Source organism: Spirochaetota bacterium, assembly GCA_026414805.1.
GTDB lineage: Bacteria > Spirochaetota > UBA4802 > UBA4802 > UB4802 > UBA4802.
Genome location: JAOAIH010000011.1, coordinates 1 through 26,339 on the forward strand (window position 1 = coordinate 1; position 26,339 = coordinate 26,339).

The 26,339-nt window shown below is 33.7% G+C and carries 23 protein-coding genes; 12 read left to right on the top strand and 11 right to left on the bottom strand.

Annotation, left to right across the window (positions count from 1 at the left end; translation table 11 throughout):
- Positions 1–283 precede the first annotated feature (283 nt).
- On the top strand, positions 284–2,329 hold the full coding sequence (locus N3F66_03765; protein ID MCX8123265.1) for a SpoIIE family protein phosphatase: 2,046 nt from the start codon (positions 284–286) through the stop codon (positions 2,327–2,329).
- Between the two features lie 33 nt (positions 2,330–2,362).
- Here N3F66_03765 and N3F66_03770 read toward each other — a convergent pair whose 3' ends face one another.
- Entirely contained in the window at positions 2,363–3,553 is a 1,191-nt protein-coding gene (locus N3F66_03770; protein ID MCX8123266.1) for an ROK family protein, read from the bottom strand.
- Between the two features lie 148 nt (positions 3,554–3,701).
- On the opposite strand from N3F66_03770, the gene N3F66_03775 reads away from it, so the two are divergent.
- The 10 genes from N3F66_03775 (at position 3,702) to N3F66_03820 (ending at position 16,153) form a co-directional block, all read left to right on the top strand.
- A complete protein-coding gene (locus N3F66_03775) occupies positions 3,702–5,141 on the top strand; it encodes an MFS transporter (protein MCX8123267.1) in 1,440 nt (479 codons plus the stop codon).
- A gap of 12 nt (positions 5,142–5,153) precedes the next feature.
- Positions 5,154–6,470: a fucose isomerase gene (locus tag N3F66_03780; GenBank protein ID MCX8123268.1), complete on the top strand. Its 1,317-nt coding sequence runs from the start codon at positions 5,154–5,156 to the stop codon at positions 6,468–6,470.
- Positions 6,464–8,449: an alpha-glucosidase gene (locus N3F66_03785; GenBank protein ID MCX8123269.1), complete on the top strand. Its 1,986-nt coding sequence runs from the start codon at positions 6,464–6,466 to the stop codon at positions 8,447–8,449. Before N3F66_03780 ends, N3F66_03785 begins: the two co-directional genes overlap by 7 nt.
- Positions 8,450–8,611: 162 nt before the next feature.
- Positions 8,612–9,304 (top strand): hypothetical protein, encoded by a 693-nt coding sequence (locus tag N3F66_03790; protein ID MCX8123270.1) that lies wholly within the window; start codon positions 8,612–8,614, stop codon positions 9,302–9,304.
- A 299-nt stretch (positions 9,305–9,603) separates the two neighbouring features.
- Positions 9,604–10,608 (top strand): MBL fold metallo-hydrolase, encoded by a 1,005-nt coding sequence (locus tag N3F66_03795; protein ID MCX8123271.1) that lies wholly within the window; start codon positions 9,604–9,606, stop codon positions 10,606–10,608.
- 89 nt (positions 10,609–10,697) lie between these two features.
- The gene (locus N3F66_03800) at positions 10,698–12,137 is read left to right on the top strand and encodes an SLC13 family permease (protein MCX8123272.1); all 1,440 of its coding nucleotides are present in this window, start codon (positions 10,698–10,700) and stop codon (positions 12,135–12,137) included.
- Positions 12,138–12,207: 70 nt separating this feature from the next.
- Positions 12,208–13,050: a transketolase gene (locus tag N3F66_03805; protein ID MCX8123273.1), complete on the top strand. Its 843-nt coding sequence runs from the start codon at positions 12,208–12,210 to the stop codon at positions 13,048–13,050.
- A gap of 143 nt (positions 13,051–13,193) precedes the next feature.
- On the top strand, positions 13,194–14,132 hold the full coding sequence (locus tag N3F66_03810) for a transketolase family protein (GenBank protein MCX8123274.1): 939 nt from the start codon (positions 13,194–13,196) through the stop codon (positions 14,130–14,132).
- 123 nt (positions 14,133–14,255) lie between these two features.
- Positions 14,256–14,729, top strand: a complete 474-nt coding sequence (locus tag N3F66_03815) for an RpiB/LacA/LacB family sugar-phosphate isomerase (GenBank protein ID MCX8123275.1) — start codon at positions 14,256–14,258, stop codon at positions 14,727–14,729.
- A 239-nt stretch (positions 14,730–14,968) separates the two neighbouring features.
- Entirely contained in the window at positions 14,969–16,153 is a 1,185-nt protein-coding gene (locus N3F66_03820) for a CapA family protein (protein MCX8123276.1), read from the top strand.
- Here N3F66_03820 and N3F66_03825 read toward each other — a convergent pair.
- Positions 16,145–17,266 (bottom strand): acyl-CoA dehydrogenase, encoded by a 1,122-nt coding sequence (locus tag N3F66_03825; GenBank protein MCX8123277.1) that lies wholly within the window; start codon positions 17,264–17,266, stop codon positions 16,145–16,147. The two genes, N3F66_03820 and N3F66_03825, sit on opposite strands and share 9 nt — an antisense overlap.
- Positions 17,259–17,606 (bottom strand): helix-turn-helix domain-containing protein, encoded by a 348-nt coding sequence (locus N3F66_03830; GenBank protein MCX8123278.1) that lies wholly within the window; start codon positions 17,604–17,606, stop codon positions 17,259–17,261. Before N3F66_03830 ends, N3F66_03825 begins: the two co-directional genes overlap by 8 nt.
- Before the next feature lie 268 nt (positions 17,607–17,874).
- On the opposite strand from N3F66_03830, the gene N3F66_03835 reads away from it, so the two are divergent.
- Entirely contained in the window at positions 17,875–19,122 is a 1,248-nt protein-coding gene (locus N3F66_03835) for an acyl-CoA/acyl-ACP dehydrogenase (GenBank protein ID MCX8123279.1), read from the top strand.
- A gap of 56 nt (positions 19,123–19,178) precedes the next feature.
- Here N3F66_03835 and N3F66_03840 read toward each other — a convergent pair whose 3' ends face one another.
- From N3F66_03840 to flgG, 8 genes are all read right to left on the bottom strand, one after another.
- Entirely contained in the window at positions 19,179–20,780 is a 1,602-nt protein-coding gene (locus N3F66_03840) for an MBL fold metallo-hydrolase (GenBank protein MCX8123280.1), read from the bottom strand.
- Between the two features lie 16 nt (positions 20,781–20,796).
- The gene (locus N3F66_03845; GenBank protein ID MCX8123281.1) at positions 20,797–21,504 is read right to left on the bottom strand and encodes an ABC transporter ATP-binding protein; all 708 of its coding nucleotides are present in this window, start codon (positions 21,502–21,504) and stop codon (positions 20,797–20,799) included.
- 17 nt (positions 21,505–21,521) lie between these two features.
- Positions 21,522–22,826 carry an ABC transporter permease gene (locus tag N3F66_03850; protein ID MCX8123282.1) on the bottom strand — a complete coding sequence of 435 codons (1,305 nt, stop codon included), beginning with the start codon at positions 22,824–22,826 and terminating at the stop codon, positions 21,522–21,524.
- A gap of 91 nt (positions 22,827–22,917) precedes the next feature.
- Positions 22,918–23,295, bottom strand: coding sequence for a rod-binding protein (locus N3F66_03855; protein ID MCX8123283.1), 378 nt, complete (start codon positions 23,293–23,295; stop codon positions 22,918–22,920).
- 7 nt (positions 23,296–23,302) lie between these two features.
- Complete coding sequence (locus tag N3F66_03860) at positions 23,303–24,295, bottom strand: flagellar basal body P-ring protein FlgI (protein MCX8123284.1); 993 nt, start codon at positions 24,293–24,295, stop codon at positions 23,303–23,305.
- On the bottom strand, positions 24,292–24,918 hold the full coding sequence (locus tag N3F66_03865; GenBank protein MCX8123285.1) for a flagellar basal body L-ring protein FlgH: 627 nt from the start codon (positions 24,916–24,918) through the stop codon (positions 24,292–24,294). Before N3F66_03865 ends, N3F66_03860 begins: the two co-directional genes overlap by 4 nt.
- A complete protein-coding gene (locus N3F66_03870) occupies positions 24,915–25,439 on the bottom strand; it encodes a flagella basal body P-ring formation protein FlgA (GenBank protein MCX8123286.1) in 525 nt (174 codons plus the stop codon). The genes N3F66_03865 and N3F66_03870 overlap by 4 nt, the downstream gene beginning before the upstream one ends.
- Positions 25,439–26,233 (bottom strand): flagellar basal-body rod protein FlgG, encoded by a 795-nt coding sequence (flgG, locus tag N3F66_03875; GenBank protein ID MCX8123287.1) that lies wholly within the window; start codon positions 26,231–26,233, stop codon positions 25,439–25,441. The genes N3F66_03870 and flgG overlap by 1 nt, the downstream gene beginning before the upstream one ends.
- Between the last annotated feature and the right edge of the window lie 106 nt (positions 26,234–26,339).

Genomic DNA, 26,339 nt, shown 5'->3' on the forward strand with positions numbered 1-26,339 from the left:
TTGAAATATATTTTTTTAATTGTTTAATGAAAAAGCTATTTTTATTTTTCTTTGGCATAACTACCTCTCATAAAAAAAATTTATGTCACATATATTATGTCGGATGAAAAAATAATTTACTTAATATTTTTTTTAATTTAATAATATCGTTATCGATATTATAGTTGATAATTTTCTTTTACTATATAATTATTGATTAATATAAAATAACATTTTAAGGATATTATCATAAAGTTTAAGAATACATAAGTGACAAGCTTATATTACAATTTTGAGGAAATTTATGCAATCAAAACAAAATAAAGCAATGATGATAATATTTGTTTTAATAGGGGTTACAATAATTCCTGCAATTGCAATCGCTAAAAGTTTCTCAATCAAAAGCTGGCATTATGCAATAGGTGAAAAAAATCAGGATTATGAATCAGCCATTCAATTATCATATAAACCTCTACAAACAACCAGCAATCTACATGACCTCTTACCATCCAAAGAGGGGTATATCTGGGTGCGACGTGATTTTGAAATATATAACAATTTTTCACATAAAAGTTTAATGGGTCTACTTATCGAGCGATTAATGATAGCTGATGAAACTTATTGCAATGGCCAATTAATTGGCTCATCCGGTAAGTTTCCTCCAAATTTTTTTAGCGAATGGAATAAAGTACGATTATATACCATCCCCACCGGATTGTTACAAAAAGAAAAAAATACCATTCTTATAAAAATATATGTTAATAATGAAGGTTCAATAGCAGGGAAAACCCTTATAGGCTCATTTAATCAGTTGGAGCGTGAGTATAATTATCTGGATTTTTTAAACTCAAGGATAAATGCTATTATATCATTCTTGTTCTTTTTGGTTGGATGTTATTATTTCCTTATGTTTATTTTAAGAAAAAAAGATAAAGAAAATCTTTACTTTGGATTAACGTGCATTGTGTTTTCTTTCTATTTGTTTAATTTCTTTATTACGCGAATCCCTGGTTTTACATATGAATTAATCCCATATCTGTTATTTCAAAAAGTAATATTTATTCTTGTTTTTGTCATTGCATATTTATTAACACAATTTTTGGCAAAATATTTGGATATTCCTCAGAATAAATATTTACATTATTTATTAATTGCAGCAACTATTATTCCATCACTGTTATTGTTTTGGCCATCTAGCTACGCTTCGTTTCTTACAATACGCTATAAAATATTAATACTATTTTTACCTATATTTGTTATATATGGCATTGCAATAACTTTAATATCTCTTTTTAAACATAAAAAAGAAGCGTATATTTTATTACTTGGGAGTATACCTTTTTACTTTTGTGTTTTCTGGGATTTAATAGTACATAACTTATTAAAACTGGATGATGCAATATATTTAATGGGTTTTGGTTTTCCATCTTTTTTAATTTCAATCGCAGTTGTTTTGGCTGTCCAGACAGTACAATATCACAATGAAGTTGAGGAACTCAATGTTTCATTAGAAAAAAAGGTTGAAGAACGTACGCAGCAATTATTTGAAGCAAACCAAGAATTAAAACTTGCTTTAGCCCAAATACGTGAACAGCAGGAAATAGCACGTAAGGATATGTTGATGGCTGTTAATGTTCAACGAAGTATTATACCTCAAAAGCCACCTGTTGTTGAAAACTATGATATTGGTTTATTTTCCATGCCTATGTCGGGAGTTTCGGGTGATTTCTATGATTTTTATGTAAATAATTCCGTACTGTTGGGTCTAGGGCTTTTTGATGTATCTGGTCATGGAATATCTTCTGGATTATTGACCATAGTTTCAAAATCAATTATTTACCGAAATTTTATGAATTATTGTGATGTGCATTTAGGAAAAGTAATGGAGAATATAAATAATGAATTAATTAAGGAATTTGATAAAGTTGATAATTACGTTACCGGTATACTACTTAGATTTGATAATGATAAGGTAGAATATGTTAATGCAGCTCATGCTGATTTACTTTTGAGAAGAAATAATAGTAACTCTATTACAGTTTGTGTTCATAAAGAAAAAGATATAAAAGGAATGTTTTTAGGTATTGAAGGAATGAAAAGTGTTTTTTTACCGCTTCAATTCACTATAAAGCAAAATGACGTATTGCTTTTATATACTGATTGTCTGATAGAGCAGAAAAATAGTAATGCTGAGGAATTTGGTATAGAAAGAGTTAAAGAAGCTTTTTTGAATGCAAGGGGCAACAGTGCTCAACAAATATGTGATGAAATCATTGATGCTTTTAATCAATTTAAAGGGGATATGGATTTAACAGACGACTTGACGGTTATAGTATTAAGAAAAATGTGATACTAATAGTTGCTTCATTAATTATGCAAGAAATTACACCTGATATCCCCAGTCCTGTTTTATCAAGCTTAAACATACACCGTGGGCAATTGCTTCGGTCTTTATGCTTTGGAATTCTATTAACGCCCGCTTATACATTGTTATGTATCCGGTATCATGAAATATGTCTTTTATGTGAATATCTATCTGAGCAACTGGATCATTGTATATTTCAAACAAATCCCCGGTAAGGAGTATGTAATCCGGTGAAAAAACATTTATCACATCAAGTAATGCTTCAGAAAAATATTTTAAGGCTATATCAAGTTTTTCAAATATGCCTTTAGTTCTATTAGTATAATGATGATTAAGTTTGATAATTATGTTATCATAGCATTCATTTTCGTCTATGATGTTTTCCCCCTTCAACAGATTTACAAATGCTTCATATGAAAAATAACAATCAAGGCAGCCATTTCTTCCACAGATGCATTTGTGGTTTTCATTGCTGACTTTTATATGGCCAATCTCCCCTCTACTATTAACTATCGCCCCTTTATAAATTAAACCCAGTGCACTTGCAGCACGTGCCGAAACTACCATTATCCTGTCATATCGTTGATTAATATCTGATGTTGAAAGTATATACGATATCATACTACTGATATTATGATCAAAAAAAATACGAGTATTGGGGAATTTACTTGATAACAATGACATTAAATTAAAATCTTTTAGCTGAGGCATGAGTGTATATGAACGTAAGATACCGTTTTTTGTATCAATGTCGCCAGGGACAGTACAACCAACGGCAACTAGATTTGTAGCAAAAACAGGGTTTTTTGATAGCACTTCATCAATTTGTTGCACTATGATACTAGTGAATTCTTCTTTTGTGATGTTGCCTGGAATTCCTATTTTAGAAGTAGCTAGTACCTTATTGCTGAAACTTACTATGGATGTATACACTGCCTTCTGATTAAAGGTTATTCCTAAATATACCTGCTTTTCATGATTGAGTGTGTAAAACAAAGCTTTACGGCCTTTATCCTTTTGCTTGCCTTCTGTAGGCACTATTATACCTGTATTTTTTAATATTTTAAACGAAGTCATGACAGTATCCATGGAATACCCTGAATACCGCTTTGCTTCAGCTTTTGATAACGTAGAATGTTGCCTAAAAATGTCGACTATATGCTTTCGTTTATTTTCTTTTCTTTTGTTTATTTTTTCACCATGTGCCATATCATAACCTCTGGGTTTAGTAATTTTCTTGACATATTATCGATAACGATTTTATTATTATACTTACGGTTAAAATTTATAATATAACATTATTGCAAATAATTTTTACTTATGCAACAATTTTTTACAATTTAAAATAGGTATGGTTATGAATCAAGAAAGAAAAATTACAATCAAGAATTTATTGTCGTATGGTGTGGGTGATATTTTTGGGGGAGGTTCATTTGTTATTATTAATCTTCTTTTCATCTATTTCCTTACCGACATTGCCAAATTAAATCCAGCACTTGCTGGGCTTGTGGTACTTGCTGGCAAAGCCTGGGATGCAATCAGTGATCCAATAATGGGCTATATTTCTGATACCACAAAGTCCCGATATGGCAGGAGGAGAATATTTTTCTTATTGGGAATAATTCCAATTATCCTGAGCTTTATTGCAATGTGGCTGCCGCTTTCATCTGATAGCCAGATGATAAAATTTTTATATTATGCTTCTGCTTATGTTTTTTTCAGTACTGCTTTCACCATGGTGATGATACCATATTCTGCACTCAATGCTGAGATGACACGCGAATATAAAGAACGAACACGTTTATCAGGAGCACGTTTGATATTTTCTCAGATATCTTCACTGATTTCAGGGACAGTTCCCAAAATGATTATAGATAGATTTCAGGATAAAGGTGAAGGCTTTCTAGTAATGAGCATACTATTTGCTATCTTTTTTGCGTTGCCATGGATTATAGTTTTTTTTGGAACATGGGAATTACCTGATGTCCACATTGAAAATAAATCACTCACAGATTTTTTTAAAAACCTTACTATAATATGGACAAACAAATCCTTCCGCATTCATATTGGATTGTATATTTGCGCTTACTCAGCACTGGATTTAATTATGGCAATGTTTATTTATTATCTCACGTATTATATACAGAAACCTCAGATATTCACAGTGTGTTTGGGTTCAATGCTTGTTACACAGGTTTTGTTTTTGCCTGTATACGTTTTTATTGCAAATAAAAAGGGTAAGGGTTTTTCCTATAGGGTAGGAGTAAGTATATGGGCGATAGCTCTTGTCAGTACACTCCTGTTTGACAGTAACACTCCAATGTATTATATTGTTGCACTTTCGGTTGTAATGGGTGCGGGAATGTCGGCAGGCACAATGATTCCTTGGGCAATTTTGCCATCGGTAACTGATGTAGGTGAATTGATTACTGGCAAACAGCAAGCAGGTGTCTATGCAGGTGCAATGACATTTATACGTAAGCTTGTGCAGGCAATTGTTCTTGCTGTCTTTGGCGCTGTATTAGGAGCAATAGGATATAAAGCGGGAATGATTCAAAGCCCTGAAACCTTAGAACGATTGCGTTTGTTGTTTGCATTGCTGCCACCATCACTCATGATTTGTGGCATACTGATATCATTACAATTTAAAATCACACCAGTAACACATCCAATCCTTATACAGGAGATTAACAGATTAAAAATGGGTGGTAGTAAAGACACAGTTGAACCTCATGTAAAAGAAATTTGCGAAATATTAACCGGATATAAATATCAAAATCTCTTTAGAAAGCAATAACAGAGGTGTGCAATGAAAGAAATTACTCTTGGTGTAGTGTGTGTTGCACGTAAAACATTTGATTACAATGCAGCAGGTGAAATATTTGCCCGCATACAATCCCAATTGAAAAATGTAAAGGCAGTTCAATGGCACTGTTATGGTGATCTTGTATTTGAATTGGAAGATGCTCACAAAGCTATCTCGTTTTTGAAAAAAAAGGATTTGGATGCACTAGTGTGTATTAGTGGTACTTTCCATTTAGGTCATCTTGTGTTGGAACTAGTTAAACATTTTCCCGTCCCTGTTATGTTGTGGGGATTACCTGAATTGCCCTATGATGGGGGCAAAATACGGCTTAACTCAATTTGTGGTGTTAATCTTGATGCAAGCAATCTATACAAGGCGGGAATACGAAATTATTATGCACATTTTGGGAATGCAATTGATACTGACTGGGTAGGTGCAATACGTATTTTATCCATGCTTAAAAATGCAAAAATAGGGCTGGCTGGGTATCATGCACATGGCTTTTTTAACATTGATACATGGCAACCCGCACTATATCATCAATTTGGTGCAATGGTAGATCATTTTGAGTTAGCACAATTATATAATCACCCGGTCAATAAACAGTATGCTGATGAGTATAGGGAAATAATTGAATCAAATTTTGATACTGGTGAGATCAATTCAATACAAAAACAAAAGGTCATTGAATTAAGTTCACGACTCAAAAGCTTTATTGAAGACAACAATCTCACTGCACTTGCTATTCGTTGCTGGCCTGAATTTGCAGCGCAATTTGGCATTGCACCGTGTGCAGCAATGTCACTTGTGCAGGCTCATGATCTTATTATTGCCTGCGAAGGGGATGTAGATGGTGCAATATCTATGTTAGCTCACAAAGCGATAGGTGCTCAAACCCCATTTTTATTTGATTTTTCACAAGTGAACCTTGATGAAAATTTTGCATTGCTATGGCATTGCGGAGTTGCACCGTTTGTGCTTAAAGATACCGCAAACCAGGCTTCGCTGGATACGTATTTTGCTGCAGGAAAAGGTGTCACTACAGGCTTTGTCTTGAAGCCTGGTGATGTCTCAATATGCAGATTTGATTTTGATGGCAGTAACTATCGCTTGCTCTTATTAAAAGCGCATGGCGTCACTATGGATAAATTGTTAAAGGGAACATTCTTAAAGGTTACCTTTGATATGCCTGTTAGAAAAGTTCTTGATACCATAATTTATAATGGCATAGCACATCACGCATCAATGGTGTATGGGGATTATATAAAACCATTAGAGATAGCAGCCAGAATAAAGGGGTGGGAGATAGTGACATGTTAAAAGTAGACTATAATGAAACATCCTTTTCAGTTTATTACAAAAATCGCTGTATATTGAAGCATTCATTACAAAAGCCGTGTATAGCATTAGGTAATGGTACTGCTGTATATACAATGAAAGAAGGCAATTTTACAATAAAAGATTCCATTTTGTTTAAACAGTACCTTACACAATTTACAGTAAAGGAATATACTGGTTCAATCATAGTAGAATTTGAAGATGTTTTAACTTTAAAAATTACTGCAGATACCTACTGTACTATTGCAATTGAAGCTAAAAATCAGTTTAACAGATTTTGGTTACATTGTGTAGCCGACAGCAATGAGCATATATATGGCTGTGGAGAACAGTTTTCAAAACTGAATTTAAAGAAAAGAAAGTTACCTTTGTGGGTAAGAGAGCAGGGAGTAGGGCGGGGGCACGATTTAATTACGCTGTTAGCTAATATTTTATACGATGCTGGTGGTTGCTGGTATACTACATACTATCCACAACCAACATTTGTATCGAGCAACAATTACTTTGTCCACTGCAATGCGTCTTCATATGCTGAGTTTACATTTAAGAAAAAAGAACACATCCTTCATTTCTTGCAGATACCGGATTCGATAGTTGTCGGTGTATACAATACTCCGGTTGAATGCATAAAAGCAGTAGGTGATTTGTTGGGGCGACAGCCACGGCTGCCTCAGTGGGTACACGATGGGATGTGGTTAGGTGTGCAAGGTGGTATAGATGTTGTAAAGAAAAAACTCCAAAAGGCCCAAGATGCAGGTGTTAAAGTATCTGCGGTGTGGGTGCAGGATTGGGTTGGCAGAAGAATCACATGGTTTGGGAAACGCCTTTTCTGGAACTGGAAATATAATAACGAGTTATATCCCAATCTGCCATCATTTATTCAGGAGCTATCGCATAAAAATATTAAATTTTTAGGGTACATTAATTGCTTTTTAAATTCTGAAGGCGATTTATATAAAGAAGCAGTAGAAAAGGGATATTTAGTAAAAAACAAAGACGAATCAGTATATCAGTTTGATACCACTGGTATTATTGCAGGAATTTTAGATTTAACCAATCCCCATACGTGTACCTGGATAAAAAATGTAATTAAAGATAATATGATCGGCATTGGCATTGCTGGCTGGATGGCTGATTTTGGTGAGTATTTAGAAACTGATGTAAAGCTATATTCAGGTGAATCAGCTGAAATGTATCATAACAGATATCCGGCTGAATGGGCTCGAGTCAATTATGAAGCGCTTCAGGAAGCAGGTAAAGTTGGAGAAGTAGTATTTTTTACCCGTGCAGGATACACTGGCTCATCACACTACAGCACATTAGTGTGGGCAGGCGATCAGCTTGTCAACTGGAGTATGGATGATGGATTGGCTTCCGTTATTCCTGCTGGTATTTCACTTGGATTTTGTGGGGTTGGATATTTTCACTCAGATATAGGTGGATATACGTCATTAGCCTGGATTAAGCGCAAAAAAGAGCTTTTTATGCGATGGGCAGAATTAGGTGCATTTACTGCAGTTATGCGCACGCATGAAGGAAATAGGCCAGATTCAAATTGGCAATTTGACAGCGATAACCAAACTCTTCAGCATCTGTCAAAAATGACTAAAGTTCACGCTGCACTCAAACCATATATTGAACACTGTAAGGACGAATATCACACCAAAGGGTTACCCTTGATGCGACACCCTTTTATACATTATCCTGAAGATAAAAGGCTCCATTCCTTTCAGTATCAGTATTTATTTGGCCGTGATATATTTGTGGCACCTGTGTATAAACCACGGATAAAAAAGTGGAAGCTATATTTACCAAAAGACAGATGGATTCATATATGGACAGCCAAAGAATATGCTGGAGGGTGGGTTACAGTTGCTTCTCCTTTAGGTTATCCTCCGGTTTTTTATAGAAAAGAGTCAAAATATGCAGATCTTTTTGAGATTATCAAAGATATAAATTAGTATTATTAAAAATAAAAAAATTGTAAAAATAAGTTGCATAATACTAGTAGTTAATATTAAATAAAAAATAATTTGGCATAAGTAATTTATTGTTAGTTACTATGTGTTTTATATAGCATGCTTTTGTGGGATAAATTTTATTTAAATTTGGAGGATATTATAATGTCACTAAAAAAAATTATAGTATCAATCATTGTTATTATAACGCTATATTCAATTGTTATTGGCAACACTGGAAGATATAATCTTATCAAAAACAATATATTAACAATATGTGAATGGGAAAATGCAGGAGCAACATCAACATTAATAGATAGTAAAGATGCTACCAGATATGAACCTAATAAAATATTTGATGGTGATATCAAAACTGCCTGGGCAGAAGGTGATAAGGGACCAGGTATTGGCGTTAAAGTTGTGTTTGAGATTCCCACTCCCGGCTATTCAACTAATCTTTCAAACGGTGCTAAAATAATGAATATAGTAAATGGACTTGCATATTCTAAACAGCTATTTTATTCTAATAACAGGATCAAAGATCTAACCTTAGAATATTATGTTGGGGTTGATATTGGAGAGGAAGAGAACAACTGTTCTCGTTATGTATTGTATTTGTATGATACAAAATCGTATACTTTAAAAGATACCATGGATAAACAAAGTTTAAACCTCAATATAAATTTTGAAAAAGCTAAAAATTTCTGGAAGCAATCACGAGATATTGCCCGAAAAAAAGGATATAAAGTTTTTGAAGGTGACTATGGACGATATTTGTTTGGAGTACTAACGATAAAAAGCATTTATAAAGGCACTAAATATGATGATACCTGCATAAGTGAAATTTCTTTTGAATAAATATAGTCAAAGCCATTGTACTTCGTATTCAACTTTTGTTGCTTCACTTGCCAGTGTAACAATTTTTGCTTGGCCCCATTGTGAACGGAATGAATTACAATCAGAAAAAACATGCCTTAGTCATTAACATTGTTTGCAAAAGTCAATTAAAAATTTATTTTTTATATTACCTGTATTAAATGAATGAAATGAAATACTGTTTTTATGTTAACAATAAAGTAATTGACAACTATTTAAATTATAAATTTACATACTTTACAAACTTTTATAAATAATTTGACAATATTATAAGGGCAAAATTGAAGCTATCATATAAAATATCAAATATCAATAATACAATATATAGAATTTCATTACCATTACCAGGATATCCTCCATATATAAATGTATATCTCTTTAAAGGTGAAGTTAATACTTTATTTGATACGGGGATTTACTGGACATGGCGTTTATTACGCAACGCTTTAAAAGAGCTGGGTTTGCAATTTTCCGATATTCATCAGATTATTCCATCACATGGGCATGTGGACCACTATGGTGCAGCGTATGCGATAGTTAATAAAAATAAATATGCAGCAGTAATAGCACATAATGCTGATTCAAAGCGTATAGAAGAAGGCATATATGCAAAGCCTTTAGATATGCTTCGCTTTATAACTGCAATGGGTGTTCCAACACCGTTAATTGTACCACTTGCATTTCTTGATGTTATATTCAAATCAATGGGACACACTGTTACAGTTACTAAAAAAATTGTTGGTGATGAGTTTTCTATATTAGTTGGGAATTATAATGCCAAATTACTATTAACACCGGGGCATTCTAAAGGAGCAATGTGTTTATACATTGAAAAAGAAGGATTTTTATTTTCTGGTGATCACATTGTACCTGGTGTAAAACCTATCATATTGGCTGGTTTTGAACCAAATACTTCATTTCCCGTTTGGCAAAGCCATACCATATTTCATAATTCTTTGAAGAAAATTGAAAAATTAAATCCAAAATATATATTTCCTGCTCATGGCGAACCATTCCAGGAGAAATTGAGTCGTTTAATATCAAAATACCTGAAGGTATATCAATTCAGAAGAAAAAGAATGTTTAATCTATTACTCAATAATGACTATACAGTATATAGTCTTGCTCGTAATGTTTTTAAAAACCTTAAAGGGGTAAATCTGGTACTTGATTTATATCTTTCATTATCTGAAACTTATACTCATCTTGAAGCGATGTGCAATGAAGGTGAGGTTATACGATATAAATTTGATAAGGTATATTATTATACAGCTTCATTATTATAAAATTGCAGTTGACATATTATATCGATATCGATTAATGATAATCAACTCAATGTTTTAATTAAAATTTTTAATGCCATCCTGAAATGACAATGGAGCAGGGTAGAAGAAAAATAATCTATTTGATAGTTGCTATTGCAGCAGCCTGTGTAATTGTTTTGTTACCATTAGAAACACTAATTGTAGCAGGCAACGATATACAATTAACAACAACCGGAAAAAAAGCACTGGCTATTTTAGTATTTGCCGTCATATCCTGGGTAACCGAAATTATGCCATTTGCAATTACTGGCTTGTTATCTCTTTCGCTTTTGGTGATAGCTGGATGTGCTAATCTGGCTGACCTTATCAAGGAGGGATTTGGTAATCAGGTAATAGTATTTTTTATTGGTGTAATGATAATAGGTGCCATAGTTAATGAAACATCCTTCATTGCAAAGGCAACACATTATATTTACAAAAAATATTATAATAATCCAAAAATATTAATACTCATAGTATTATTTACAGGAATGTTACTTGCCGGTTTTGTTACCGAAATGGCTGCTGCTGCAATGCTGCTTCCTTTTTCAGTATCCATTTTAAAGAAAGCACAGGTTGAACCTTTGAAAAATGATTTTGGAAAAGCTCTGATGATTGCATGCGGATGGGGACCAGTAATAGGTGGTATCGCAACACCAGCAGGTTCTGGAGCTAATCCAATGACTATCAGTTTTTTAAAAGATCTTGCAAATATTAAATTAACCTTTGTTGATTGGATGCTTGTTGGATTTCCTGCAGCTTTGTTAATGTTACCATTTGCATGGATTATTTTAATCAAAAGCTTTGATGTATCTTCAGTTACTATCGCTCCAAATGAAGAAAAGATACCAATGCCAGTTACAAAAAAAGATATAATTATTGGGATTCTTTTTATTATTACCGTATCACTGTGGATTTTTGAACCATTAATTCATAGCCTTTTTCCCGCTTTACAATTCATAAACATGTCATTTGTAGCGTTAACAATTTCATGCCTTATGTTTTTACCAGGTATCTCACCCATAAGCTGGCAAAAGATTGAAAAATCCATAAACTGGGGTGCAATAATTCTAATTGTTTCGGGATTAGCTATTGGATCAACTATATATACAACGGGTGTTGCTAAATGGCTTGCATGTTTATTTTTCAGCCATCTGAATGTATTGCATCCTGTTGTAATGGTCTTTGTGATAGTTCTTGGAGTTTCAATTATTAAAGTATTGTTTTCAAGCAATACGGTTACTAGTATTATTATGGTTCCACTATTGATTGCTCTGTCAACTACTATTGGTATAAGCACTTCGCTTGTTGCAATACCTGCAGGATTAACTTCATCATTATCATTTATTCTTGTAACATCAACTCCAACAATTGTCATTCCTTACTCTGCAGGATACTTTTCAATATCTGATATGGTAAAACCTGGGATATACATGACTATAATTTCGTCGGTATGTGTTACAATAAGTTTTCTGGTGTTTGGTACTTTGTTTAATATAATAACATGGTAAGTGTACAAATACATTGTGATTAAAAATTTTTTAATTTTTTGTGCGATAGTTACTGTTAATGGAGGCTTTCATGAATACAATATCAACTGCACAACTTGAATCTTTGGCAAAAGAATTCCGCTATGTTATAACTGACATGATTTGCCGCGCTGGCTCGGGCCACTTAGGTGGTTCACTGAGTTTAGTGGAAATTGTCATGACATTGTATTACCGTATAATGAATGTTAAACCAGACAATCCAACCTGGGAAGATCGCGATAGGTTGGTATTATCCAAAGGTCATGCTGGGCCGGTATTGTATGTTGTACTGGCATATTTGGGATTTTTTCCTAAAACCTGGCTTAAAACGCTAAATCAAAATGGCACAAATTTGCCAAGTCATGTAGATCATAATAAAACACCTGGTATAGATATGACTGCGGGGTCATTAGGGCAGGGATTATCTTGCGCTTGTGGTATGGCATATGCAGCAAAATTAAACAATAAAAGCCATAATGTATTCTGCATTATTGGCGATGGTGAAAGCAATGAAGGTCAGATATGGGAAGCAGCAATGTTTGCAGGTCATAATAAACTGGATAATCTTGTTGTAATATGTGATTATAACAAAATGCAAATTGATGGTTTAACAGATGATGTTGTTACATTAGAACCATTAGCAGATAAATGGCGAGCTTTCAATTTTGAAGTATTTGAAATGGATGGTCATAACTGGGATGATATTTATTCAACAATTAATAAAGCAATTTCAGTACAAGGGAAACCATCAATGATAATTGCACACACAGTGAAAGGAAAAGGAAATGCTGAAGTAGAGAATAAAGTTGCAAGCCATAATATTAAAATTAATAATCAGGCAGATTATGATAAGTACATGAAAGGCCTGGGATATACAATTGAATTACCATATTGATTGTAATAAAATTTATGCTAAAAAAAATTATTACACACAGTGTTAACCTGAATTTTATTCAGGATCTAAGTCTTTTAGTTAGTTTGAAATCTAGCTGGGAATTATACTGTAGATGGATTTTAATTTTTATGGGGAGATAAAAAATGAACTATCAAGATATGGAAATGCGTGCAGTGTATGGATTAACATTATGTGAACTTATGGAAAATGATAAAAATGTATTGTGTTTAGAAGCCGATTTAAGCAAAGCATCGGGAACAAATCCTGCTGTATGTACAGCATATCCACAAAATTTTATTAATGTTGGTGTTGCCGAAGCCAATATGATTGGGCTTGCTGCTGGCCTTGCGCGTGAAGGGAAAATTCCAATTTGTGCAAGCTTTACTTGCTTTGCTTCCCGCCGAGTATATGACCAGATTACTATCAGCGTTGCTTATGCAAATACTAATGTTAAAATAGTTGGCACAGCACCTGGTATTACACAGGGGCCAAATGGTGGCACTCATATGGATTTTCTTGATCTTGCTATCATGCGTGCAATGCCAAATATGCATGTATATAGTCCCTGCGATGTATATGAACTGAGAGCTGTTATGAAGTATATGGCAACACATTATCAACCCACATACATGCAGTTATTGCGCGCAAAGATGCCTACTGTATTTGATGAAAGCTTTGAATTTAATCCAAAAAAAGCAACTATTGTATCTACAGGAAATGATGTTACTATCGTTACAACAGGATATACAACACATTTGGCTGTAAAAGCAGTTAAACAATTAGATGTTGAAGGAATTAAAGCAGAACATATTCATTATAGTTCAATTAAGCCATTTGATGAAAACACTCTTATTGAATCAGCAAAAAAAACTAAAGCAGTGGTTACTGTTGAAAACCAGAATATAATTGGAGGATTGGGTAGTGCAGTGTGTGAGGTTTTAAGCGAAAAATTTCCTGTAAAAGTTAAGCGATTAGGCGTACCAGATCAATTTGGTGAAGTGGCAACTGAAGACTATTTATTAAACAAATATGGATTCAATGTAGAACATATTGTAAATGCTTGCAAAGATTTGTTAAGGTGATAATAATTTTGTTACGGCCAATCCCTCTCTCTTATTTAGTATGGGGGAGGAGGTATGAGTTAAGTTAATTTAAGTTAAGTTAATTCTTACTTTACTTTTAATTTTATTAAGGAGGAAATCCTCATGAATTTTGTGATAGGATCTACACGTGCTGGATTACAATTGAAACGTTCGATTATAGAATATATGACAAAAAATGGTCACATGGTTGAAGATGTTGGGATGAAGGATGAAGAAAACTTTGTACCATATCACATCGCAGCGGCTAATGTTGCTAAGCTAATTTCGCAGGGTAAATATGAAAAAGGCATTATAATTTGTGGGACTGGTGCTGGCAGTGCAATAGTTGCAAATAAGTTCAAAGGAGTATACGCAGTACATTGTACTAATTCCTTTGAAGCAAAAAAAGCATCAGCAATAAACAATGCAAATGTTCTTGTACTTGCTGAATGGCTGACACCTGCAAATCATGCATTTGAGATAATTTCAGATTGGCTATCAACACCATTTGGTAGCGGTTTTGATGAGGATTGGAAAACATTTTTATCAAACTGCATTGATGAGATTAAAGACATCGAGGAAATAAATTTTAAATAATTTACTACAAGTAAAGTAATAGTTATTTTCATTATATATTTTTTTGTATTAAATTATAAATAGTTTTTAATTATTATATTTTTAATGTGACATAATATATCTTATCGGAAGTAAAAAGTCTTTATTGTTATCAATGATATTATAGAAATGAAATGTTTATGGACAAAAATAATAACAATATTGTATATGTATTATAGTTATAAAAATTAAATTAATAAAAACGGTTTTGAGTTTTAATGATGACCAAAATATATATTAAATTTATCATACTATTAACGTTTATTTTAAGTTATTGCAGTATAATTAATTCAACACAAAATAATTCAATAACTATTACATTTATTGGCGATGTCATTATGCATGGCCCTGTGAAGTCTTTTGCTTTAAGGAATAATATAGTTGATCCAAAAACAAAAAAATCAATAAACAACAATGGTTTTGATATACTCTTTGAAAATATAAAGTCTGAGTTTGAATCATCAAATCATGTAGTTGCAAACATGGAATTTCCTGTAGCACCTCCGTATACAAGTAAAGCATTTATATTTAACTGTCAACCTCAAGTACTGGATGCTTTCAAAAATATTAATATTAACATTGTGAGTTTAGCCAACAATCATATATTAGATCAGGGTTATGAGGGTTTAATTGCCACACTACAGATATTAGAATTAAAGAAGATACAATATGTCGGTGTAAGCAAAAAGGATAATTTAAAACAAAATGGACTAATTATTGGCGATGAATTGAAGGTTGGAATTGTTGCATATACTGGGGTCTTTAACTATGAGCTATCGCATAAATATAAAAATAGCATATACATCAATAATATTTATGATACTAAAAAAGTACTCAGTGATATTACTGATATAAAAAACAAATGCGATTTCCTTGTGATGATTGCTCATATTGGAAGCGAGTACAGTACACAACCATCAAAAAGCGATATGAATATGTTGCGTATGTATTGTGAAGCTGGTGTAGATTGTGTTATTGGACATCATCCACATGTAATACAGCCTGTAGAACAGATTAAAACAAGCGATGGACGTATATGTACTATATTTTATAGTTTAGGTAACTTTATAGCTAACCAATCATCAACTCATATTGATAGTAAAAGTGGTGTCAATTGCAGTACACGAGAAGGCTTAATTGTTAGGTTACTATTGAAGAAACAGAATGAAAAAATATATAATGAGTATACTGTTATTCCTATTTTTATTTATAATATCCCAGAGACAGATGCAAAGTATAAATATGGTAGAAGAATACAACCAATAAGTTTTAAAAAACATATTGCAATGCAGAATGAAAAATATAACAACAGCGAGAATACAAAAGAATTTCAGAACAGGCTGAATGATATAAAAAAACATTTGTTTTTATATGGTAAATATGATAACATAATTTATTCAGATTAAAGAAGCAATTATCATCTTCTGAACATTCTCAGTACCATCAATGAACATCATTGTTTTTGCAAAATCATTTAATTGCTTAATTTCGCTTGTGTCAATAACGGACCTATAACCTAAGGCATCCATTCCAAAATTAGTGATATCAACAAACAATCTGCTTGCATAATATTTAGCCATTGAAGCTTCTTTTGTAAATGGCTCATTATTGTCTATTTTTTCACAAGCATCTCTGTATAGCAAACGGGATGCATAGAGACGTGTTTCAAATTCTGCTATCGGGAAATTGATACCCTGAAAATCATATAAAGCTTTTGAAAATTGTTTTCGGCTTTTCACGTGGTTTATAATAATATCGAGCGCTCGTTGAGCACCACCAACACAACATGCTGCAACTAAAGGCCTGCCTTTATCCAGCATTTCCGTTAGCAAAAAATAACCACTGCCTTCATCACCAATCTGATATTGTGCATCAATTAAAACATTCTCAAATGTAATTGAACCAATAACACTATTCACAAAAGCTGACACATCCATTCTTTCAACTTTTATGCCTTTAGAATTTGCTGGAATTAAAAAAGCATTCAACCCTGCTCTGCCCTTTTTGCTACCTTGAGCTATGATAAGATAAAATCCAGCAATTCCACTGTTGATAACAATTACTTTTTTACCATTGATTAAAATTGAATTGTCATTTTTAACGGCAGTTGTGCGAATAGAAGTAATATCAGAACCAGCCTGTTCTTCTGTGAGGCAAAATGCTAATGGTTTTTCGGTATCAGTTACTAACTTCAATAGCCATTTCTTTTTGTTATTATCTGCAAAAGATTTAATCAGTTCATAGCAATGTATAGTTGTTAATAATGTTGGTAATGTGTGATAATAATCATATGCCAGCGTTTCAAAAATGTAGCCTGCCTGCGTAAAAGACGATGATAGGCCTTGGTATTCGCTATTTAATAATAACAGATTTATTTTATGAGTACGATAGATAGCATAATATGCCAGTGCACGATCAATATCAGATAAATTATGTATTTGCTTGGTTTGTGATTGCAGAGATTCAAGACATTTATTTAAAGCTTTATTAATATTTTCAGGCAAGTATGCATTATTCATGGTCCTTTCTCCAGAGAAGAAAATCGATAAACTGGTTTAATTGTGAAAGTTCTTCGTTGTTCAAACGTTTTATTTTATATATAAGCAAATATATTTTTTCATCAGAAATTTCATTACAATTATTTTCTGAAAGCGATTCCTCATCAAGAAAATATGAAACTGGTTTTTCAAGATAATTGGCAATTTCTTCAATTTGATGAAAATATACCCTTCTTTTACCTAATTCATAATTAGACAATGCTGCCTGGGTAATGCCAAGCATTTTTGCAAGTTCAAGCTGTGTAATACCCTTTTCTTCACGGGCTAACTGTATCTTTTTCCCTATTTCTTTAAATGCCATAATAATTTACTATTGAGCATTCAACTTGATGATATGTAACATTTTAAAATATCCAAAAATTATTCATAAATTCAGTAAAGCATATTTTTAATTATTAAAAAATTCAAGAAATTCATTGACAAATATAACAATTATAACAGAAATATAACAAAATGTTATATTTTGATTTAAACAATTACTATAAATTTAATTATTTTGTGATGCGATAGTAACTTATGCAAACAAAAACAAGCTACAAAACAAAATAATATAATCTCTGGAGGCGTATATGTTTGATTTCATAATGACAGATGAGCAAATAAAATTGCGAGATGAGGCACGAGATTTTGTAAAATGGGTCCCACGTGAAATGATTCTGGATATGGATGCAGAAAAGATTCATTTTCCAAAAGAATTTTTAAAAGAAGCCGGGAGGAGGAATCTTTTAGGAATACGTTTGCCAAAACAATATGGTGGCAGAGGGCTCAAATGGGTAGATGATTGTATCGTAGCAGAAGAAATAGGTGTTGCCAGTTATTCTCTGGCATGTTTGTGGGGTGTAGGTGCCGATATTGTATGCGAGGCGATAGTTGAATTTGGCAATGAGGAATTAAAACAAGAAGTTGTTGTTCCCCTTCTCAAGGGTGATGTATATGCAGCAGAGTGTTTGACTGAACCGCGAGGCGGGTCAGATTTTTTTGGTGCAACAACTATCGCCAAAAAAGATGGAAGTGATTGGATAATTACTGGCCAAAAGCGATTTATAGTTGGTGCAGAAGGTGCTGACTGGTTTATGGTATATGCCGTAACAAATCCAGAAGGAAAGCCACATGAGCGCCTTACCTGTTTTATGGTTCCCAGAACAAGAGGTGTTGAAACAAAGTATATCTATGGGTTGATGGGAGTACGCGGTGGCGGTGCTGGAAGATTAATTTTAAATGAGGTAAGAGTACCAGAACGATATGCATTAAATGGCATCAATGGTGGTTTTGATGTGTTTGTAAAAAATATGATACCTGAACGATTAGGAACAGCAGCAATGACAATAGGCAGTGTTAGACCAGCTGTGGAAATAGCTACACGGTATACATCAATGCGAAAAGCATTTGGTCAACCTATTGCTAATTTTGAAGCTGTTGGATTCAAAGTAGCCGATAGTGTGATGCTTCTTGATGCAACACGGTCATTGGTATATAGTACCGCTTTGGCAATAGATTCGGGTAAAGTTCATCCCGGAAGAATCAGAAGAATGGTATCAGAATCAAAGAAGTTTGTAACTGAATCCGCCTGGACTATTGCCAATAATTGTATGCAGGTTATGGGAGGTATTGGTTATACAAACGTTTATCCTATTGAAAGGATTGTGCGTGACATTCGCCTTTCAATGATATGGGTTGGCACTAACGAAATAATGGATCTAATTATTCAAAATGAATGGTACAAAGAATATTTCAAAGTAATTTCTAAAGAAAATATTCGTGATGTTGAACAGGATGCACCAGGTGCTGATCAGATAGAGGAAAAAGTATACGAATAAAAATAATATAAATTGTGTAGCTATCTCTGTTCAACGCAGTGATAGCTACACATATATTATAATTCATCGTTTATCATACTAATCAATTCACGTACATCTTCTATATCATGTTCTACTTGATTCCAGTTAATTCGCCTACCCTCCTCTTTTGCTTTTTTATACCGCATCTTTAATGTTGCAAGCATCTGCGATATTATGTCAATTTCAGATTCTATGTTATCAGCTCTTTCTATAGGGCTGTATTGTGCATATTCAGATTTTAACGTGTCACAATCGATTATCTCTCCCCAATGTGGTACATACACTGTGTAACCAAATCTGTTGCGGACTTCATCTGCAAAAGCTGTTGATGCTTTTTCTTCACCATGTATCACAAAAACCTTAAGAGCAGGGTTTTTAATATGGCTCATCCACTCTAGCAAGCCCTCTTTATCAGCATGTGCTGAAAATCCGCCAATAGTGTATATTTTGGCTCGTACAGCTACATTTTCGCCATAAATTTTTACAAGTTGTGCACCATCGATAATTCTACGACCCAATGTGCCTTCGGCCTGATATCCAACAAATACAACTGAAGACTCGGGCTTGTACAGGTTATTTAAAAGATGATGTTTGATTCTTCCTGCAGTGCACATACCGCTTGCTGCAATGATTATCGCACCCTTTGCATTAGTATTTAACCACTTAGATTCTTCCACCGTCTGTACAAAATGAAGATTAGGAAAATCAAGAGGGCTATCGCCTGATTTAAGAAGTGATTTCATTTCATCATCAAAACAATCCTGGTTATTCATGAATATCTCAGTAGCTGATGTTGCAAGTGGTGAATCCAAATATACCGGTATTGGAGGTATTTCCCCTTTTTTTACAAGTTGCGCTATTGTATACAAAATTTCTTGAGTTCGTTCTATAGCAAATGCTGGAATAATAATATTACCTTTCTTATTATATGAATCAAGTATAACATGTTTTAATTCATTATAGGTATCTTCTTTACTTTTATGCAATCTGTCACCATATGTTGATTCAATAAGAAGAATATCAGCATACTCTGGAAGTTCAGGGTCTTTAATTATGGCCTGATTTTTTTGCCCAATATCACCGGAAAAAACAATAACTTTCTCTTTAGAATTATCTTGTATATGCATTTCAATAAACGAAGAGCCTAATATGTGTCCGGCATCGTTAAATCGTACTTTAATTTGAGGGTGAATGGATATTGTATCATGATAGTTAACTGGATTGAAATATTGTAAACATTGTTCTGCATCTTCTGAAGTGTATATGGGTTGGATAAATTCACGACCAAGTTTTTTTCTTTTTTTGTTTATTATCTCTGCATCCTGTTCTTGAATTCGGGCACTATCTGGCAACATTATTGTGGCTAATTGACAGGTTGCTTTTGTTGCATAGATTGGTTTTCTGAATCCTTCTTTTACAAGTTTAGGAATAAGCCCACTATGGTCAATATGTGCATGGGTAAGAAGTAAGCAATCTATCTGTGGTGGAGCATATATAAGGTTTAAGTAATTGCGTTCACGTAGTTCCCTTGTACCTTGAAACATCCCGCAATCAACCATAACGGTAAAATTGCTACTTTTAACAATAAATGATGAACCCGTAACTGTACGTGCACCACCAACAAATTCAATTTTCATATTATTTTCCTTAAAATTATATTCTGACATCACTCTGTATCATACCATCGATAAGTGTAATTACTCGCTGGGTTTTTGATGCTATATACTGATCGTGTGTAACAATAACCACTGTAGTACCCGTCTCATGACAACTTTTAAATAATAAATCAATTAATAAATCCGAGTTTTTTCTATCTAAATTACCTGTTGGTTCATCAGCTAGTATAATGTCAGGATGTGTAATGAGAGCACGAGCTACGGCAATACGCTGACATTCACCACCAGATAATTCAGCAGGTTTGTGATGAGCTCTATCGGCTATTCCAAAATGGTCTAATAATTCTAATGCCTTCTTTTTTGCTTTTTTTGTAGGTTGGCGCATAATCAGAAGAGGCATCATAGTATTTTCAAGGGCAGTAAATTCAGGCATTAAATTATGCATTTGAAAAATAAAACCAATATGAGCATTCCTGAAAGAAGATAGATCATCATATGAATAAGGTGCAATATCCTGATGCAATATCTGTACACTGCCTCCTTGAAATGTATCAAGGCAACCAATAATATGGAGCAGTGTTGATTTACCTGCACCCGATGGACCCATGATAGAAACTATCTCCCCTTTATTAATACTTATACTAACATTTTTAAGGACAGTTAACGAACTGCTGCCATATCCATACTGTTTTAGTAAATTATCAGTTTTAATTACTATATTTTCAGAATATGTTTGTTGAATCATTGTACTATCCATTACGTTTATTCATATCGAATTGACTCAACAGGATGCAATCGTGATGCATGCCATGATGGCAATATAGCAGCAACTGTAGCAATAAAGATTGCAAGTATAGCAACAAGCATAACAAATTCCGGTTGAATCTGAGTGGGGAGCGAATCTATATAATATACATTTTTTGGTATCAAAGAAACAGGATAAAATATACCAAGATCAAATGTGATATAAATCCATGACATTAAACCATTAATAACACCTTCAACCCAGTGAATGATTGCCTCTAAATTTATTGCTGTTACCAGTCCTGTAATAACCCCAATTATTGCACCAATCAGTCCAATAAAAAATCCTTCCAGAATAAAAATTATCATTATTGAGTATGGTTGTGCTCCCATTGCTTTTAAAATGCCAATAGCTTTTCGTTTTTCCATAACCACCATTACCAAAGTACCCATAATAGTGAATGAAGCCGAAATAATTACTAAAAAAAGGATTATTGTCATAATAAGTTTTTCTAATTTCAATGCATAAAATAGATTCTGGTTTTGCTGTTCTGCAGTTATTACCTGATAGTCATACCCAATAATTCCCTGGATAATTGACGAAACTTTATCCATATCGTACACATCATGAAGTTTTAATCCAAGACCGCTAATTATATTACCAATACCAAATAAATTTTGAGACTGTGTAAGAGTCATGAGAATAAGTTTTGTGTCAAAATCATAATACCCTGTCTTAAAGAAAGCAGCAATTCTGTATCTACCAATTCCAGGCGTTATTCCTTCACGTGCTGTCAACCTACCCTTTGGGACAATGATTTCAATGTAATCTCCCAACCTCAGATTATAATTGAAAGCCATCTCTTCACCAATAGCAATTGCGTTGGTGCTTTTAAATTCTTTATCGCCTGCAGTGATAAATTTTGTTACATCTTGTGGAACTTCACCAGGTTTGCCATATCCACGGATGGCTACCGGGAAAATATATGATTTAACACGCACCAGCCCCTGCCCCTGGACAAATGGCAATATGGTTTTGATGTGTGCAACATTTTTAATTTTGTTCGATAGCTCATTGTAATTTGGTATTCCCTCACTATCGGTATCAGCATAGTAACGGCTTATTGTGACATGTGCATCGACATCAAGAATTTTATCGCGTATTTGACTTTGGAAGCCGGTCATTACAGACATCACTACAATTAACACAAACACTCCAATGGCAACAATGAATATGGAGAGAAATGTATTGAACGAAATAAACCCCTGAGATTTTTTAGCTTTGAGATATCGCCAGCCAATAAAAAGCTCAAACAAATGCATAGTAAATCCTTTTGATAAAAGTTTTTACGAATGTATTTGCTAATTTTATTTTGTCAATTAGTTATAGATAAAGTTACGAGTTATTTGTTTATTATTTACTACTTAACTGTTCATATAGTGTTTTTGCTAGTCCAAAATTTGCAGTTTTTGACATCTGGAGGGCATATTCATTATACAACATATCCTCAAATATTTCCTGAGCCATTCCACCATAGAGCAAATCGTTCTCTTTGTGGAGAGTTTTCCGCATCTCTTTCAGCATCTGGTAAACAAATAACGACTCCATTTCAATACATACATCCATTAGCTTTTTATCAACAGGTTTTTCACTTTGTTTTGCAATTGCATCATTGAGCATTGATTTGAATTCTGTAGATTTGCCTTGTAGCTTTTGCTCTATATATTTTTGTCTGTTAATTGAATTAACCGTTTTTTGGTTATCAATAATATTATTTATTGTTGTATCCATACAAACCTCACTGCACAATTAACTCAGCATGAAGGCATCCTGCCTGCTTCATTGCCTTTAAAATAGCAATAATATCCTGAGTGCTCATACCAATATAATTTAACGAATCAACAAGGTCTTTTACTGTTGCTGCATCTTTCAGTAAATACATGCTCCCCTTTTTACGTGTTTCTTCTATTGTAATTGTTATGCCCTGCTTACTTATTACAGCCTGAGAAACACGAATATCACCACCCATAACGATAGTACCATTGCGTTCATTAATAACAACACGCGCACTATATACAGGAACAATTTCAATATTTTCAACTTCAGCAATAAAATCGGTAGCAGAAACATTTTGTGGAATAGTACACTGTATGAAACCCTTATCAATAAGTGGTTGCGAATCTGGATATTTTTTTTCTATGGCAGTTTTAATTTCCCTTGCAACAGAAAAATCAAAATTTAAAAGTGAAAATCGTATTTTTCCATCTTTAACAATCTCAGGTAAGATTTCTTTTTCAACAATACCACCAGAAACTATCCTACCTATTGTTCCCCCTTTACGCTTATCACCGGCAATGGAAACAACACCCTGTGCCACTACATAAGTAATATCATCAGCACCCTTTAATGCTGATTGTAATAGCACACCATTTTCAAGTGATTTTGCATCACCAATGGAAGAAACAGTTACATCTATTCTATCACCAACTCGCACATACGGTGGAAGGGTTGCAGTTACAAGTACCGCAGCAATATTTTTTGAATTAATATTTTCATCATTAAGCCCAAGATTCTTTAATACATTTGAAAGCGAGCTCTGTGTTAATTTAACTTTACTATCGCCTGTACCCTGCAATCCTATAACAAGGCCATACCCATATACTTGATTTTCTTTCAGCCCATCAATTGTTACCAGATCTTTAATTTTTACTGGTACTTCAGCTTCAAGAGATGTTGCACAAAATATAATAACTACTATCACATACCATATTTTTAATGAAAAGTGTTTCATTGCTGTGTTAACTCACCTAAAATTCTTTGAAGATATTGAATTATGATCTGTTGTTTTTCCTGCTCGGTCAATGCTGATGAAGCTGTTTCACCTTCTTTCAATGGCGGTCGAGTTATCTGCACACCCTCTTTGATACCCTGTATCTGCAAAACCAAATTTGCAATATCGCTTGAATTAATTGTGCCACCCTTTATAGCTGCAGGGTTAACGATGCCAGCAACGTTGAAAACAGTTGTTACACCACTAAATGAAAACGTTTTGGTACCTGCAATTCTGAAGTTACCATTGTCAAGGCGTTGCTGCACTGTTGCTGCAATATACAGCGCAATATTACCGCGATGCTGTAGATTTGTGCTGTTATTCTTTGTTGCTTTTTTATTTGCATTTACCTGTGGCAGAAATGGCGTGATGTTGCCATCCGGGCTTGAAGTGACCGTAAACGAATCGTTATTAGCAAGTGTCAGCGTAAAGCGCATTTGCGAAATATCTGTTATTGCTACTGTAAAAATATCGCCTACCTTTATGGTATCCTGTGCAGTGTAAATATTTTTGTCTCTCCAGATTGTATCAGCATACAAAGATGGAACAATCACCAGAGCTATCGCCAACAAATATTTTTTCATAGATAACACTCTATACTATTATTACCAATTTTACCAATGACAGTTTTACCATTAAATAATGAAATTTTTATTTCGTCACCGGTTTTTCCACTTTGTAGTGCTTTACCTGTCATTTCTATCACTATTGATTTTTTAATTAGCCTGACAGTAACCACATCACCTTTAGCTACTATTAATTCATTTAAAATTGGCGATAGCTCCTTTGAAGAGCTATCGGGTATCAAGAAAACCTCAGGCTTTACCAGCTTGACTGCACTTCCGTTAACAATAGCAAGACCGCTTACAACATTTTTTAATGATTGATACACTTCATTTCGAGTAATATATCCGTCTTTGAGTGCATCGTTAGTTATATTTACTTTTTTTACTGCTTCAGCTTCATCACCATCTACTATCGCAATATCATCAACTGTAACTATTTCTTTAGCTAAAATAGTTGATTTTAAATACACCACTACATCTGCATACAACAACGAATGTGCAAAAAATATAATGAGCGTTAATAATAGTATCCTATTCATTATCGCTTTAATCCAATTGCAGTACCTAACATGTTATCAGATGTCTGAATGGCTTTTGAATTGATTTCATATGCACGCTGAGCAACAATCATATTAACCATCTCTTCAACTACCTTTACATTGGACATTTCTAAAAAACCTTGATGCGTACGTGCCATTCCATCAATCCCCGGAGGGCCAGCTATTTCTTCCCCCGATGCAGGTGTTGTTTTATATAAATTGCCACCAATGTTCTGCAACCCTGCAGGGTTAACAAATCGCGCTATCTCAAGCTGGCCAACTTCAATGGGATCATCATCACCAACTATTTTTACAGTAATCCTCCCATCCTGACTTATGGATAATGTTTCCATAATAAAATTTTCTGGCAACACAATTGGTGGTTCAAGTAAATAACCGTTGGAAGTAACAATCTGTCTGTTTGAATCTATTTTGAAAGAACCATCACGAGTATACGCTATTGTTCCATCATAGAGTTGCACTTTAAAAAATCCCTCACCTTCAAGCGCAATATCAAGCTTATTACCAGTTGCCTGCAAACTTCCCTGATCAAACAGCTTCTGGGTTGCTGCAACCTTTACACCATGACCCACTTGAATGCCTGTTGGCACTTCACTTATTTCAGTTGCTGGTGTGCCAGCCATTAGGACGGTTTGGTATATTAAATCTTCAAATTCAGCTCTGATCTTTTTGAAACCTGTTGTGTTAACATTGGACAAATTATTGGATATCGTATCTATATTAAATTGCTGTCCTATCATCCCTGATGCAGCAGTCCATAATGAACGCATCATATAAACACCTCGTTACAATAAAATAGTGTACTTTTATGTACTTTTCGGCATATTTATTTTATTGCTTTATAGAAATGATTGACAAATGAGCTATAAAAGGGTAACA